General features: G+C 53.2%; 16 protein-coding genes. 11 read left to right on the top strand and 5 right to left on the bottom strand.

Going from position 1 to position 13,646, the window contains the following annotated elements:
• The first annotated feature begins 44 nt into the window (after window positions 1–44).
• The 4 genes from hisJ to hisP are packed head-to-tail and all read left to right on the top strand — an operon-like array spanning window position 45 to window position 3,065.
• Window positions 45–827 carry a histidine ABC transporter substrate-binding protein HisJ gene (gene hisJ / locus ACMGGS_RS22095; protein ID WP_176920319.1) on the top strand — a complete coding sequence of 261 codons (783 nt, stop codon included), beginning with the start codon at window positions 45–47 and terminating at the stop codon, window positions 825–827.
• 57 nt (window positions 828–884) lie between these two features.
• Window positions 885–1,571 carry a histidine ABC transporter permease HisQ gene (locus tag ACMGGS_RS22090; protein ID WP_414164389.1) on the top strand — a complete coding sequence of 229 codons (687 nt, stop codon included), beginning with the start codon at window positions 885–887 and terminating at the stop codon, window positions 1,569–1,571.
• Window positions 1,568–2,284, top strand: coding sequence for an ABC transporter permease (locus ACMGGS_RS22085; protein WP_194206292.1), 717 nt, complete (start codon window positions 1,568–1,570; stop codon window positions 2,282–2,284). Before ACMGGS_RS22090 ends, ACMGGS_RS22085 begins: the two co-directional genes overlap by 4 nt.
• Before the next feature lie 7 nt (window positions 2,285–2,291).
• The gene (gene hisP, locus ACMGGS_RS22080; protein ID WP_414164388.1) at window positions 2,292–3,065 is read left to right on the top strand and encodes a histidine ABC transporter ATP-binding protein HisP; all 774 of its coding nucleotides are present in this window, start codon (window positions 2,292–2,294) and stop codon (window positions 3,063–3,065) included.
• Between the two features lie 29 nt (window positions 3,066–3,094).
• Here hisP and ACMGGS_RS22075 read toward each other — a convergent pair whose 3' ends face one another.
• The 3 genes from ACMGGS_RS22075 to yfcG form a co-directional block, all read right to left on the bottom strand.
• Complete coding sequence (locus tag ACMGGS_RS22075) at window positions 3,095–3,616, bottom strand: GNAT family N-acetyltransferase (protein ID WP_414164387.1); 522 nt, start codon at window positions 3,614–3,616, stop codon at window positions 3,095–3,097.
• 78 nt (window positions 3,617–3,694) lie between these two features.
• Complete coding sequence (locus ACMGGS_RS22070; RefSeq protein ID WP_414164386.1) at window positions 3,695–4,588, bottom strand: TIGR01777 family oxidoreductase; 894 nt, start codon at window positions 4,586–4,588, stop codon at window positions 3,695–3,697.
• Between the two features lie 86 nt (window positions 4,589–4,674).
• Complete coding sequence (gene yfcG / locus ACMGGS_RS22065; RefSeq protein WP_414164385.1) at window positions 4,675–5,304, bottom strand: GSH-dependent disulfide bond oxidoreductase; 630 nt, start codon at window positions 5,302–5,304, stop codon at window positions 4,675–4,677.
• 129 nt (window positions 5,305–5,433) lie between these two features.
• Here yfcG and yfcE point away from each other — a divergent pair, with 129 nt between their 5' ends.
• Window positions 5,434–5,985 carry a phosphodiesterase gene (gene yfcE, locus ACMGGS_RS22060; RefSeq protein WP_414164384.1) on the top strand — a complete coding sequence of 184 codons (552 nt, stop codon included), beginning with the start codon at window positions 5,434–5,436 and terminating at the stop codon, window positions 5,983–5,985.
• A 55-nt stretch (window positions 5,986–6,040) separates the two neighbouring features.
• A complete protein-coding gene (gene yfcD, locus ACMGGS_RS22055) occupies window positions 6,041–6,586 on the top strand; it encodes an NUDIX hydrolase YfcD (protein ID WP_194206296.1) in 546 nt (181 codons plus the stop codon).
• Between the two features lie 2 nt (window positions 6,587–6,588).
• Here yfcD and ACMGGS_RS22050 read toward each other — a convergent pair whose 3' ends face one another.
• Window positions 6,589–7,608 carry a LacI family DNA-binding transcriptional regulator gene (locus tag ACMGGS_RS22050; protein ID WP_414164383.1) on the bottom strand — a complete coding sequence of 340 codons (1,020 nt, stop codon included), beginning with the start codon at window positions 7,606–7,608 and terminating at the stop codon, window positions 6,589–6,591.
• A gap of 248 nt (window positions 7,609–7,856) precedes the next feature.
• Between ACMGGS_RS22050 and ACMGGS_RS22045 the strand changes: the two genes are divergently transcribed.
• The 5 genes from ACMGGS_RS22045 to ACMGGS_RS22025 all read left to right on the top strand — a co-directional run bounded on the left by ACMGGS_RS22045 (window position 7,857) and on the right by ACMGGS_RS22025 (window position 11,908).
• On the top strand, window positions 7,857–8,300 hold the full coding sequence (locus tag ACMGGS_RS22045) for a PTS sugar transporter subunit IIA (protein ID WP_414164382.1): 444 nt from the start codon (window positions 7,857–7,859) through the stop codon (window positions 8,298–8,300).
• 145 nt (window positions 8,301–8,445) lie between these two features.
• Window positions 8,446–8,718, top strand: a complete 273-nt coding sequence (locus ACMGGS_RS22040; protein WP_414164381.1) for a PTS sugar transporter subunit IIB — start codon at window positions 8,446–8,448, stop codon at window positions 8,716–8,718.
• Window positions 8,719–8,740: 22 nt separating this feature from the next.
• Window positions 8,741–10,132: a PTS ascorbate transporter subunit IIC gene (locus tag ACMGGS_RS22035; protein ID WP_414164380.1), complete on the top strand. Its 1,392-nt coding sequence runs from the start codon at window positions 8,741–8,743 to the stop codon at window positions 10,130–10,132.
• Window positions 10,129–10,962 carry a transketolase gene (locus ACMGGS_RS22030; protein WP_414164379.1) on the top strand — a complete coding sequence of 278 codons (834 nt, stop codon included), beginning with the start codon at window positions 10,129–10,131 and terminating at the stop codon, window positions 10,960–10,962. The genes ACMGGS_RS22035 and ACMGGS_RS22030 overlap by 4 nt, the downstream gene beginning before the upstream one ends.
• On the top strand, window positions 10,955–11,908 hold the full coding sequence (locus tag ACMGGS_RS22025; RefSeq protein ID WP_414164378.1) for a transketolase family protein: 954 nt from the start codon (window positions 10,955–10,957) through the stop codon (window positions 11,906–11,908). The genes ACMGGS_RS22030 and ACMGGS_RS22025 overlap by 8 nt, the downstream gene beginning before the upstream one ends.
• 41 nt (window positions 11,909–11,949) lie before the next feature.
• On the opposite strand, the gene yfcC is transcribed toward ACMGGS_RS22025, so the two are convergent.
• Window positions 11,950–13,428, bottom strand: a complete 1,479-nt coding sequence (gene yfcC, locus ACMGGS_RS22020; RefSeq protein ID WP_414166335.1) for a putative basic amino acid antiporter YfcC — start codon at window positions 13,426–13,428, stop codon at window positions 11,950–11,952.
• Window positions 13,429–13,646: the final 218 nt, after the last annotated feature.

The raw sequence follows: 13,646 nt of genomic DNA, 5'->3' as shown, positions 1-13,646 counted from the left end.
TTGCCCATAAATCCCATTAGAATGACGGTTTGTCGAGGATAATAATGAAAAAGCTGGTGTTGTCTCTTTCTCTGGTTCTGGCGGTTTCCAGTGTCTCTGGCGCATTCGCGGCCCTTCCGCAAAAATTACGTATCGGTACCGATCCCACCTACGCCCCTTTTGAATCAAAAAATTCGCAGGGTGAATTAGTGGGTTTTGATATCGACCTGGCGAAAGAGCTGTGCACGCGGATCAAAACGCAGTGCACCTTTATGGAAAGCCCGCTGGATGCGCTGATCCCCTCCCTGAAAGCGAAAAAAATCGACGTCATTATGTCCTCGCTGTCGATTACCGAAAAACGCCAGCAGGAGATCGCCTTCACCGACAAACTGTATGCCGCCGACTCGCGTCTGGTAGTGAAGAAAGGAGCTGACATCACGCCTGATCTCGACAAACTTAAAGGTAAACGCGTGGGCGTACTCCAGGGAACCACCCAGGAAACCTATGGCAACGTCCACTGGGCACCGAAAGGCGTTGAGATCGTCTCCTATCAGGGCCAGGACAATATCTACGCTGACCTGACCGCCGGACGTATCGATGCGGCGTTTCAGGACGAAGTGGCGGCCAGCGAAGGCTTCCTGAAGCAACCGATCGGCCAGGATTATGCGTTCGGCGGCCCGTCGATCAAAGATGAAAAACTGTTCGGCGTGGGCACCGGGATGGGCCTGCGTAAAGAGGACAACGAACTGCGCGAGGCGCTGAATAAAGCCTTCGCCGACATGCGCGCTGACGGAACATACGACAAACTGGCGAAAAAGTACTTCGATTTTGACGTTTACGGCGGTTAATCTCCGCCCGGACCCGGCTACTAAACGCCGGGTCTGCACCAGGACAGGAAGGACGGAATGCTGCACGGGTTTTCACAGGTAATTTTACAGGGCGCGATAGTCACGCTGGAGCTGGCCTTAAGTTCCGTGGTGCTGTCAGTGCTGATCGGCCTGATTGGCGCGGGGGCAAAGCTTTCCGGGAGTCGCCCGCTGGCGCTGATCTTTGAAGGCTATACCACGCTGATTCGTGGCGTGCCGGATCTCGTGCTGATGCTGCTGATCTTTTACGGTCTGCAAATTGCCCTTAATAGCGTCACCGATGCGCTGGGCCTGGCGCAATTTGATATCGATCCGATGGTGGCGGGCATTATTACCCTCGGCTTTATCTATGGTGCCTACTTCACCGAAACCTTTCGCGGCGCGTTTATGGCGGTGCCGAAAGGGCATATTGAAGCGGCGACGGCGTTTGGTTTTACCGGCGGCCAGGTTTTTCGCCGTATTCTGTTTCCGGCGATGATGCGTTATGCGCTGCCGGGCATCGGCAATAACTGGCAGGTGATCCTCAAGGCAACCGCGCTGGTCTCGTTGCTTGGGCTGGAGGATGTGGTGAAGGCGACGCAACTGGCAGGTAAAAGTACCTGGCAGCCGTTCTATTTCGCTATCGTCTGCGGGCTAATTTACCTGCTATTTACAACGGTTTCTAATGGTGTGCTGCTGCTGCTCGAACGCCGCTATTCCGTGGGTGTGAAGAGGGCTGACCTGTGATCGACATTATTCAGGAATACTGGCAGTCATTATTATGGAGTGATGGCTATCGGATGACCGGCGTGGCGGTGACGCTGTGGCTGCTGATCTCCTCGGTAGTGATGGGCGGTATCCTTGCCGTGTTCCTCGCTATTGGCCGGGTCTCCAGCAATAGACTTATCCGTTATCCTATCTGGCTATTCACCTATGTGTTTCGCGGCACGCCGCTTTACGTTCAGCTTCTGGTGTTCTATTCCGGCATGTATACGCTGGAAGTCGTGAAAGGCACCGAGCTACTGAATGCTTTTTTTCGCAGTGGCTTGAACTGTACGGTGCTGGCGCTGACGCTCAATACCTGCGCCTACACCACCGAGATTTTTGCCGGCGCGATTCGCTCGGTGCCGCATGGTGAAATTGAAGCAGCACGCGCGTATGGTTTTTCGACTTTCAAAATGTATCGCAGCATTATTCTGCCTTCAGCGCTGCGCATTGCGCTGCCTGCGTACAGCAACGAAGTGATTTTAATGCTCCATTCGACCGCGCTGGCATTTACCGCCACAGTGCCGGACCTGCTCAAAATTGCCCGCGATATCAACTCGGCGACCTATCAACCGTTCACCGCGTTCGGTATTGCGGCCGTTCTGTATTTAATGATTTCTTATGTGCTGATTAGTTTATTCCGCAAGGCGGAAAAGCGCTGGTTACAGCACGTGAAACCTTCATCGACGCACTGAGAATACGATGTCTGAAAACAAATTAAACGTTATCGATCTGCACAAGCGCTACGGCGAGCATGAGGTGCTGAAAGGGGTTTCGCTAACGGCTAATGCCGGAGATGTGATTTCGATTATCGGCTCCTCAGGGTCGGGCAAAAGTACCTTTTTGCGCTGCATTAACTTTCTCGAAAAGCCGAGTGAAGGCACCATTACCGTCAGCGGGCAGAATATTACCCTGGTGCGTGATAAAGACGGACAGCTGAAGGTCGCCGATAAAAATCAGCTTCGGCTGCTGCGCACGCGGCTCACCATGGTGTTTCAGCACTTTAACTTGTGGAGCCACATGACGGTGCTGGAAAACGTGATGGAAGCGCCGATTCAGGTACTGGGTTTGAGTAAACAGGCCTCGCGCGAACGGGCGATGAAATACCTGGCAAAAGTGGGCATTGATGAAATGGCGCAGGGTAAATATCCGGTGCATTTGTCGGGCGGGCAGCAGCAGCGCGTTTCCATCGCCCGTGCGCTGGCGATGGAGCCGGAAGTATTGCTGTTTGATGAGCCGACCTCCGCGCTTGACCCGGAGCTGGTGGGCGAAGTGCTGCGTATCATGCAGCAACTGGCCGAAGAGGGGAAAACCATGGTGGTAGTGACGCATGAGATGGGCTTTGCCCGCCACGTCTCCTCCCACGTCATTTTCCTCCATCAGGGCAAAATTGAGGAACAGGGCGAACCGGAGCAGTTGTTTGGCAACCCGCAGAGTCCTCGTTTGCAGCAGTTTTTGAAGGGATCGCTGAAGTAGCGTTGGTGGGCTGGTCCTCCCGCGGAGGATCAGCCTGCCTGCAAAAAATCATCCTTCGTCAGACGAAACGCCCAGTCGTCATAATATTCATCGTTAAGCAAAAAGGCCTTTTCCAGCACCTGTACCCGATTAAAGCGTGCCTTTTCCAGCACTCTCACCGAGCCGGTATTCTCCGCCAGTACCCACGCATTCAGTGCGTTGACGTTCGCCTGGTAAAACGCGTATTCACATATCGCCTGTAGCGCTTCGCTGGCAATTCCGCGCCCCTGCACCGCCGGTAAAACGGAATAGCCCACATCCGCCTCTTCAGGATGCTGTTTGCTGATACGCAGGCCAACATCGCCTAACGCGGTATCATCGCCGTGCAGACGAATGACAAAGGCATTTTTTTCCAGCAGTCGTTGTTCAAACACGCGGCGGGTATCTTCTTCTGACGCAATGCCAGCCATATAGCGCATCACGTCGTTATTCTGGCGCAAAGCGCGAAAAAAGGGCCAGTCAGATTCCTGAAAGGATGAAAGCGTAAAGCGGGGAGTCAGCAGCGTGAGCATGAATATCATCAGTCCGGTGAAACAGGCAAATAACCATATCACCGGTCTGCAAATAAAATCATCCCTGAATCAACGTGGCTACCCTACCAAATCCTGTAGTGCTTCCTCCAGATCGTGCCAGCGGAAGGCAAAACCGGCGGCCTCAAGTCGCTTCGGCAGCGCGCGCTGGCCGCCTAACACCAGCACCGAGGATTCGCCCATCATCAGTTTCACCACCGTGGCAGGCGCACGCAGGATGGCCGGACGATGTAGCGCATGGCCGAGGGCGTGAGCGAACTGCTCGTTGCGTACCGGGTAGGGGGAGACCATATTAAACGGGCCGCGCAGGTCGTTATCCAGCAGCCAGAGAATAGCGTTGACCATATCATCAATATGGATCCACGCCAGATATTGACGGCCATCACCAATTGGCCCGCCAACGCCGAGGCGAAAAATCGGCGTCAGTTTCGCCAGCATACCGCCATGGCGAGCCAGCACCGCGCCGGTTCGCAGCAGGCAAATACGGGTTTTATCGCTTTGCGCGCCGCAGGCAATTTGCTCCCAGCGGGCGCACAATTTATGGGTGAATTCGTTATGCGGCGGTTCTTCTTCATTTACGACGACCTCGCCTAAATCGCCGTAGTAGCCAATCGCCGACCCGGAAATAAACACCTCTGGCGGTGTGTCGCTGGCGTTGATCAAATCAACCAGCTGCTGAGTCATATTCCAGCGGCTATGGCACAAGCGCTGCTTCTGCGCCTCGGTCCAGCGTTTATCGGCAATCGGTTCTCCCGCCAGGTTAATCACCGCATCGATCTCATTGAGATGCGTCTGGCCTGCCAGACCTTTCCAGTACGTTACCCGATCGCTGAATCTCTGCCGCGCCTTTTCCGGATTTCGCGTGACCACGGTAACCTTATGCTTTAGTTCCAGTAAGCGCGGAATAAGGTGGCGGCCTACCAGACCGGTGCCCCCGGTAATCAGAATATTCATGCAACCTCCACGGTGGCGCTTAACGCTGCCAGCTCAGGGTCATTGATACGGCGTCGGCATAGCGCAGCGCATAAAGTTTATCGATCCTACACGGGCTGTGCCAGCTGGAGCGCTTTTTCCGTCGCCGGGCGATGAAGAATGCGCTGGTACCAGTTGTTTACCGCCGGATAATTATTCAAATCAATTCGCTGGCGCTGAGCGGAGTGCACCCACGGCCAGCAGGCCATATCGGCGATGCTGTAGTTTTCACCGCCAAGCCACGGCGAATGCCCCAGCCGTTTGTTGAGCACGTTATAAAGACGCTGCGTTTCAACCTGATAACGTTCAATGGCGTATGGCACCGGCTGTGGCGCAAAATGGTTAAAATGATGATTCTGTCCAAGCATCGGCCCCAGCCCGCCAACCTGCCAGAATAGCCACTGAAGCGTGGTGTGACGTTCGCGCAACTCGCCGCTGAGGAACTGACCCGATTTTTCCGCCAGATACAACAGAATTTCCCCGGATTCAAACAGGCTCAACGGTTCGCCGCCGTCGGCAGGGGAATGGTCGACAATTGCAGGGATCTTATTATTTGGCGAAATAGCGAGGAAATCGGGGCGAAACTGATCGCCTTTACTGATATTGACCCGAATCAACTGGTAGTCGATCCCAGCCTCTTCAAGAAAGAGCGTGATCTTATGACCATTAGGGGTCGGGGCATAGTAGAGATCAATCATTATTTTATGCTCAGCTTTGTTCAGGTTATGAGAAAGTATAGGCGGTTGCGGCCAGGCGGGTTTTCATCAAGGCGGGAAATTGTAAAATCCCGTACTATCGGGTAATCAATGTAAGAGGAGATAACCGCGATGAAACTGATGTTTGCCTCGGATATTCATGGTTCGTTACCGGCGACGGAGCGCGTGCTGGCGCTTTTCGCGCAGAGCGATGCGCGCTGGCTGGTCATTCTGGGAGACGTGCTTAACCACGGTCCGCGCAACGCGCTGCCGGAAGGGTACGCGCCCGCAGAGGTGGCAAAGCGGCTTAATGAACAGGCGGACCGTATTATTGCCGTGCGCGGCAATTGTGACAGCGAAGTTGACCAGATGCTGCTAACGTTTCCGATAATGGCCCCGTGGCAGCAGGTTTTAATCGCCGACCGGCGGCTTTTTCTGACTCATGGGCATCTGTTTGGGGCTGACAAACAACCCGCGTTATCACCAGGAGATATCCTGATTTACGGCCATACGCATCTGCCAGTGGCGGAAAAACGTGACCGCATCTACCATTTTAATCCAGGCTCGGTGAGTATCCCGAAAGGCGGCAATGACGCCAGTTATGGCATGCTTGATAACAATGTTTTGCGCGTTATCGCACTCAATGATCAACGGGTTATTGCAGAAATAGCGATTAATCCGTAACTTACCCGTCAACCATAAACGCGCCTTTAGAGCGCTTGTAAGAGAAGGTTTTCTGATGGTGGAGCAGACGCATTTGGCAGGTATGGAGTGGGTGGACATTGTCAACGAGGACAATGAAGTCGTAGCACAGGCAACTCGCTCGCAAATGCGCGCGCAGTGCCTGCGTCATCGTGCAACGTATATTGTCGTCCACGATGGAATGGGCAAAATTCTGGTGCAGCGCCGCACCGAAAACAAAGACTTTATGCCCGGCATGCTGGATGCTACCGCAGGCGGCGTTGTGCAGGCCGATGAAGGCATGCTGGAATCCGCGCGTCGGGAAGCAGAAGAAGAGCTGGGCATTGCCGGCGTGCCGTTTGCCGAGCATGGTCAGTTCTACTTCGAAGACAAACACTGCCGCGTCTGGGGTGGGCTGTTTAGCTGTGTCTCACACGGTCCTTTTGCGTTACAGGAAGAGGAAGTCAGCGAAGTGAGCTGGATGGAGCCGGCAGAAATTACTGCCCGCTGTGATGAATTCACTCCGGATTCATTAAAAGCGCTGGCGCTGTGGATGACGCGCAACGCCAATAATGAGGCATCGAAACTGGAAGTTGCGGAGTAAGTTTAACAGCTATCACGCAGGCAAAGCTTCGAAGCAATCGGTGCTTTGCTTTTCCACGTTTCATCATTCAGGCGCGCCAGCAGTGCGCGTCCTGCTTCAACCCCAATCTGTCGGTGCGGCACGGAGATCGTCGTCAATGGCGGCTGGCAGACCCGGCTAACGTCGCTATCACCAAAACCAACAATCGCCAGATCGTCCGGCACTTTTATTCGCCTGCGCTGGCATTCGTACAGCGCGCCGCAGGCCAGTTCGTCTGAGACACACACCAGTGCATCCAGCTCCGGCCAGGCAAGTATAAACTCCGGTAACTGGGCCGCGCCGGTTGAAAATGTCGGCGGGGCCGCCGCATTAATTACCCGGTTCGGTGACATATGGTGGCGCAGCATCGCTTTATACCAGCCCTGAAGGTGCTGCTGAAAGATCCACTGTTCCTGATTAGCGCACAGCAGACCAATGTTCTGATATCCGCGCTCAATCAGCGTCTGCGTAAGCTCAAACATTGCCGCCACGTTATCAATGCCAATATTCATATCAATAGGGGAGGTGCTTACCGCGCCAATTTCCATCACCGGGATAGTGGCGTTTTTTAACCATTGTCGCACGGTTTCGCTGTGCTCAACGCTTAACAGGATGGCTGCGGCAAGATTGGAGGCCAACAGTGTCTCGAGCAGTTTCTCTTCCTGCTCCAGGCGGTGCTGAGACTCCGCGAGCATGATCTGATATCCGGCAGGCTGCAGCACCTGCTGTAAGCCAGCAAACATTTCCGAGCAGCCGGACTCCGCCAGATTCGGCACGACCATGGCGATAGTCCACGACGAAGCAGAGGCCAGGGCGCTGGCGGCCAGGTTTGGCATATAGCCAAGCTCATGAACCGCAGCTTCAATTTTCTCACGTAGTTTGTCTGAAACCTGCTCCGGTGTGCGGATCGCCCGCGATACGGTCATTGTCCCTACGCCTGCAAGCTGGGCAACATCTGCCAGCGTGACCTTACCGGTATTTCGCCGTTTTCGGGTGATAGCCATTCTGTTTCCTGCGTAACCTCAATGAACTTATACGCTTTTTCGTTTTGTTTGCGCGCGTTTGAGATCGTTAGTATACGCCTGATAACCTCATCTTTGATGCGATTTCAGGCAATGATTGTAATTTGATAGCGCTATCACACTTTTGATAAAGGCTTTTTGATAGCGCTATCTTTGTGACTGTTATCACAGCTAACGGTGATTTCCTCGCATACAGTTTGTTCACCTTTTCAGCAAGTGAGGAAAGCGTAATGCTCGAAAAATGGCTTACGGATAGCACCATACAAACGCTTGAGTGCGTCAATCACTGGACGCAGGCGCTGGAGATCTGTGCGCAACCGCTGCTTGAGGCGAAGGTGATTACGCCCGATTACGTCACGGCGATCGTTCAGCAGCACCAAACGCTCGGTCCTTACTTTGTATTAGCACCAGGGCTTGCCATGCCGCACGCACGCCCCGAAGAGGGGGCGCAGGGCATGGGGTTATCCTTACTGAAATTACACCAGGGGGTTTCATTTGCAGCCGGAGAGTTTGACCCGGTCGATCTGATTATTATGTTGGCAGCGCCGGATAAGCATAGCCATATTGACATGATCGCCGCGCTGGCCGAATTATTTTCCAGCGAGTCTGAAATGGAAAAATTACACAAGGCAAATCATCCAGAGGAGATAAAAGCCATTATCTACGCGTTCTGAATTTCGCGTCATAAAACAATAACTCAGTTATTGACAAATCAGGTGGTCGCCCCGTGTTCCACGGGCGGTTTGTTATCAGCCTCAATAACTCCATTATGTTGCCAAACATGATGCGCATGTACTCTACTTAAAATAAGGTGAAATAATGAAAATCATGGCGATTTGTGGTTCCGGTCTTGGTAGTAGTTTTATGGTCGAGATGAATATTAAAAAAGTGCTCAAGAAGCTGAATATCGACGCTGAGGTTGAACACTCGGATTTATCTTCAGCGACGCCCGGCGCGGCGGATTTGTTTGTCATGGCGAAAGATATTGCCGATAGCGCCAGCATGCCCGCCAGTCAACTCGTGGTTATCAATAATATTATTGACATCAATGAACTGGAAGCGAAGCTCAGTGCTTACTTCGACCAACGGTAACTCACTATAAAGCGAGGTGGATATGTTTATCCTTGAAACGCTAAATTTTGTCGTTGATATATTAAAAGTACCCTCGGTACTGGTGGGGCTTATTGCATTGATTGGCCTGGTTGCGCAGAAAAAATCGTTTTCGGACGTTGTAAAAGGCACCGTTAAAACTATTCTCGGTTTTATTGTGCTGGGTGGCGGGGCAACCGTATTAGTCGGTTCCCTTAATCCGCTGGGAGGGATGTTTGAACATGCATTCACGATTCAGGGGATTATTCCAAATAATGAAGCGATAGTGTCTATTGCGCTGGAAAAATACGGTGCCTCTACCGCACTTATTATGGCGTTTGGGATGGTGGCGAATATTGTTGTCGCCCGATTTACGCGTCTTAAATACATTTTTTTAACCGGTCATCATACCTTTTATATGGCCTGTATGATTGGCGTGATCCTGACGGTTGCCGGATTTGAGGGTATCGGTCTGGTATTCACCGGTTCGTTGATCCTCGGGCTGGTCATGGCCTTCTTCCCCGCGCTGGCACAGCGTTATATGAAACGTATCACCGGCAATGATGATATTGCTTTCGGTCATTTTGGCACCCTGGGCTATGTGCTTTCAGGCTGGATTGGCAGCGTTTGCGGTAAAAACTCCCGTTCTACGGAAGAGATGAACCTGCCGAAAAATCTCAGCTTCCTGCGCGACAGTTCAATCTCTATTTCGCTAACCATGATGATCATCTATTTGATTATGGCGGTCTGCGCCGGGCGCGAATATGTAGAGAGTCAGTTTAGCGGCGGACAAAACTATCTGGTCTACGCCATTATCATGGCGATCACTTTCGCAGCGGGCGTCTTTATTATTCTTCAGGGCGTGCGTCTCATTCTTGCGGAAATCGTGCCGGCATTTACCGGCTTTTCGGAAAAGCTGGTGCCTAATGCCCGTCCGGCGCTGGATTGCCCGGTGGTCTACCCGTATGCGCCGAATGCGGTATTGATCGGTTTTTTGTTCAGCTTCCTGGGCGGACTGGTGGGATTGTTCCTTCTCGGCCAGATGAAACTGGTACTGATCCTGCCAGGCGTGGTACCTCACTTTTTTACCGGTGCAACGGCTGGCGTTTTTGGTAACGCTACCGGAGGCAGACGTGGCGCGATGCTGGGCGCGTTTGCTAATGGGCTGCTGATTACCTTCCTCCCCGTACTACTGCTACCTGTACTGGGCGCACTGGGCTTTGCCAATACCACCTTTTCCGACGCCGACTTTGGCGTAATAGGGATTGTGTTAGGCAACCTGGCGCGCTATCTGCCGCCGCTGGCGATTACGGGTGTCGTCGTGGCGCTATTCGCCGTGCTGGTTATCTATAACATTCTGGCGAAAAATCGTTCCGCCGGTAATCCAGGGCACACCAATACCGGAGAAAAGTTATGAGTAACATCAAAGAGCTGACACAACTGGCGCGCGATATCCGCCTCGCTACGCTGAAATCGTTGACGACGCTGGGATTTGGTCATTACGGCGGCAGCATGTCGGTGGTCGAAACGCTGGCGGTGCTGTATGGCGACGTTATGAATATCGATCCGGCCGATCCTGACTGGCCGCAACGTGACTACTTTGTTCTGTCGAAAGGGCATGCCGGGCCAGCGTTATATAGCACGCTGGCAATCAAAGGCTATTTTCCGGTCGAAGAACTACAGACGCTTAATCAAAACGGCACCCGGCTGCCGAGCCACCCTGACCGCCTCAAAACCCGCGGCGTGGATGCCACCACGGGTTCACTGGGGCAGGGCATTTCCATCGCTGGCGGGATGGCGCTGTCGCATAAGCTTGCCGGGCGCGATAACCGCGTTTTCTGCATCGTGGGGGATGGTGAGTTAAATGAAGGACAATGCTGGGAGGCGTTCCAGTTTATTTCGCACCACTGTCTGAATAATCTGACCATTTTTATCGACTGGAATAAGCAGCAGCTCGATGGGGAGCTGGATGAAATTATCTGTGCTTTTGATCTTGAAGAGAAGTTCCGCGCTTTCGGCTATGACGTCTGCAAGGTGAAGGGCGACGATATTGCCGGTCTGCTGGAGGTAGTAAAACCGCGCCCGCAGGCTACAGACCGCCCGCGCGTGGTGATCCTTGACAGTATTAAAGGGCAGGGGGTGCCGTATCTGGAACAGTTAGGCAATTCCCACCATCTGCGCCTGACGGACGAAATGACGCAGGAAATTACCCGCACCATTGAACAACTGGAGGCCGCGCATGATTAAGGTTGCACCCATCGGGGAAAAAGACAGTATTGAAATGCGTAAGGTCTACGCAGGCTTTGTCAGTGAGCAGATTGAGGCGGGTAGCGAGATCATCGCCCTTGAAGCGGATTTGATGAGTTCCATGGCGATGGACGGCGTGCATAAAAAACACCCGCAGCAGGTGATTAATTGCGGGATTATGGAAGCGAATGTGATTGGCACGGCTGCCGGACTGGCGCTCACCGGACGCAAACCTTTTGTGCACACTTTCACCGCGTTTGCCAGCCGCCGCTGTTTTGACCAGCTCTTTATGTCGCTCGATTATCAGCGCAATAACGTTAAAGTTATCGCCTCTGACTCAGGCGTTACCGCCTGCCATAACGGCGGTACACATATGTCCTTTGAAGATATGGGTATTGTGCGCGGACTGGCAAACTCCATCGTGCTGGAGGTGACCGATGCGGTGATGTTTGACAACATCCTTCATCAGCTTATGGCGCTTGATGGTTTTTACTGGGTACGCACCATCCGTAAGCAGGCAGCGAAAATTTACGCCGAGGGATCGGTCTTTACGATTGGCAAAGGCAACGTGCTGCGTGAAGGCAATGACATTACGCTCATCGCCAACGGCATTATGGTTACCGAAGCACTGAAGGCTGCGCAGATACTGGAAGTGGAAGGGGTGAGCGCTGCGGTTATTGATATGTTCACCCTTAAACCGATTGACCGCATGCTGGTGAAAAATTACGCCGAGAAAACCGGTCGCATCGTGACCTGTGAGAATCACAGTATTCATAATGGCCTCGGCTCAGCGGTGGCAGAAGTACTGGTGGAGAACAGTCCGGTTCCGATGCGTCGCGTCGGCGTTAAAGAGCGCTATGGACAGGTGGGAACGCAGGACTTTTTACAGCAGGAATATGAACTTACGGCAGAGCATATCGTGAAGGCGGCGAGAGAACTCCTGTAATATCAGCATCGCCGGGCAGGCCGCCCGGCGATGCTTTTCGATCAATGATATCCCATCAACTGCGCGCCAATTACCACCACGCTGGACATAATAAATAATAGCCCCAGCAGCGATGCGCCCACTTTAAGCCAGTGGCGGAAATCGACCCGGCACACGCCCAGCGTTGCCATCAGCGAGGCGGAGGTAGGGTAGATAATATGGCTAAAGCCGTCGCCAAACTGGAACGCCAGCACCGTCACCTGACGATTAACCCCCACCAGATCGCCGAGCGGTGCCAGCAGCGGCATGGTCAGCGCCGCCTGACCCGATCCCGAAGTGACAAAGAAGTTAAATACGGCCTGGAACAGCAGCATAAACCAGGCGGCCACGGCATTGTTCAGGCCACTGATACCCTGCGCGATAGCGTGGAGCAGGGTGTTCAGCACGCTGGCATCGCCCGCTTCGCCATTGCCGATGAGCAGTAAAATGCCTTTTGCAAAGCCTACCAGCAGCGCCGGCGCTATCATCATCCTCGCACCTTCCGTAAATGAAGATGCCATGATATTCACCGTCATACCATTCAGGCGGAAAACCACGCCAATAATGCCGATAACGACGCCCATGGTGAAAAACTGGCTGGCGATTTCAGGGATAAACCAGGCGTTAACCACGACGCCCCAGATCACCCAAATGATGACTGCCGTTAGTACCAGCAGCACCAGCCAGTCGCCGAGCGTGAAGGCGCGCTGGACGATATCCTCCTGCTTTTCGCGGAAGTAGCGGTCAGATCCATGCACTCTCGACAGGTGGGGATTTTTCTTCACTCGGGCCGCATAGCCCAGGGTAAAAACCAGCCCGATAAGCGTAGAAACCACCCAGACGACAATGCGCAGTCCGGAGCCGGAAAGCACCGGCACACCGGCGATACCCTGCGCAACCACCACGCAAAACGGGTTCATCCACGAACTTGCAAAACCAATCTGGGTCGCAATATAGGTGACCAGCACCGTGGTAATACTGTCATAGCCCAGCCGCACCATCAGCGGGGCGATAATAATGGCGAACGCCACCGCCTCCTCGCCCATGCCAAACACCGCACCGCCGAGGGAAAACAGAATAAACAGCACCGGAATAAATAACACTTCATTGCCGTGCGTATGACGGATCAGCGCCATAATGCCGTTATCAATGGTGCCGGTACGCATGACGATGCCAAACGCGCCGCCAATCACCAGCATAAACATGATAATGCCCACCGCGGTGCCGAATTTAGAGCCGGAGGTTAAGCCTTCAAAGGGAAAATTCATCAGGCCAGGGCGTTCTTCGCCGGTGGTAAAAAGCTGAACGCGGTGATACTGCGCTTCCCCCGCCCCATTGGTCAGAATACGAAATGAGTGAGGATCAACAACGTGGCGGGTTTTGGTTTGTCCATCGACCTGATACTGCACCTCCTGACTATCAAACAGGCCGACCGGAATAACCCAGGTCGCCAGACTGGTCAGGATGGCGACGAAGAAGATGATGACCAGCGTGTCGGGCATTGCCCATTTTCTGCCGGGTTGAGCATTCTGTATAGTGGACATAGCAAACTATCCCTGTTGCAAGGCAAGGGCATAAGTATGCGAATAGTGGAATAGTTATTCAATCTTGCGTTACGGATGGGCGCGAAATTCAGAATTTATAAAGGCCAGTGCTATTTTTAGCAGTTGCGGTGGCGTCGTGGGAGCGTATTTTAAAAGGTTATGCTGAAAATTGTGCA

Origin of the sequence: Superficieibacter sp. BNK-5 (assembly GCF_047456055.1) — a bacterium.
Taxonomy (GTDB): Bacteria; Pseudomonadota; Gammaproteobacteria; order Enterobacterales; family Enterobacteriaceae; genus Superficieibacter.
Note: the sequence above shows the minus strand (reverse complement) of the source record. Positions and strands in the feature narration are given on the sequence as shown.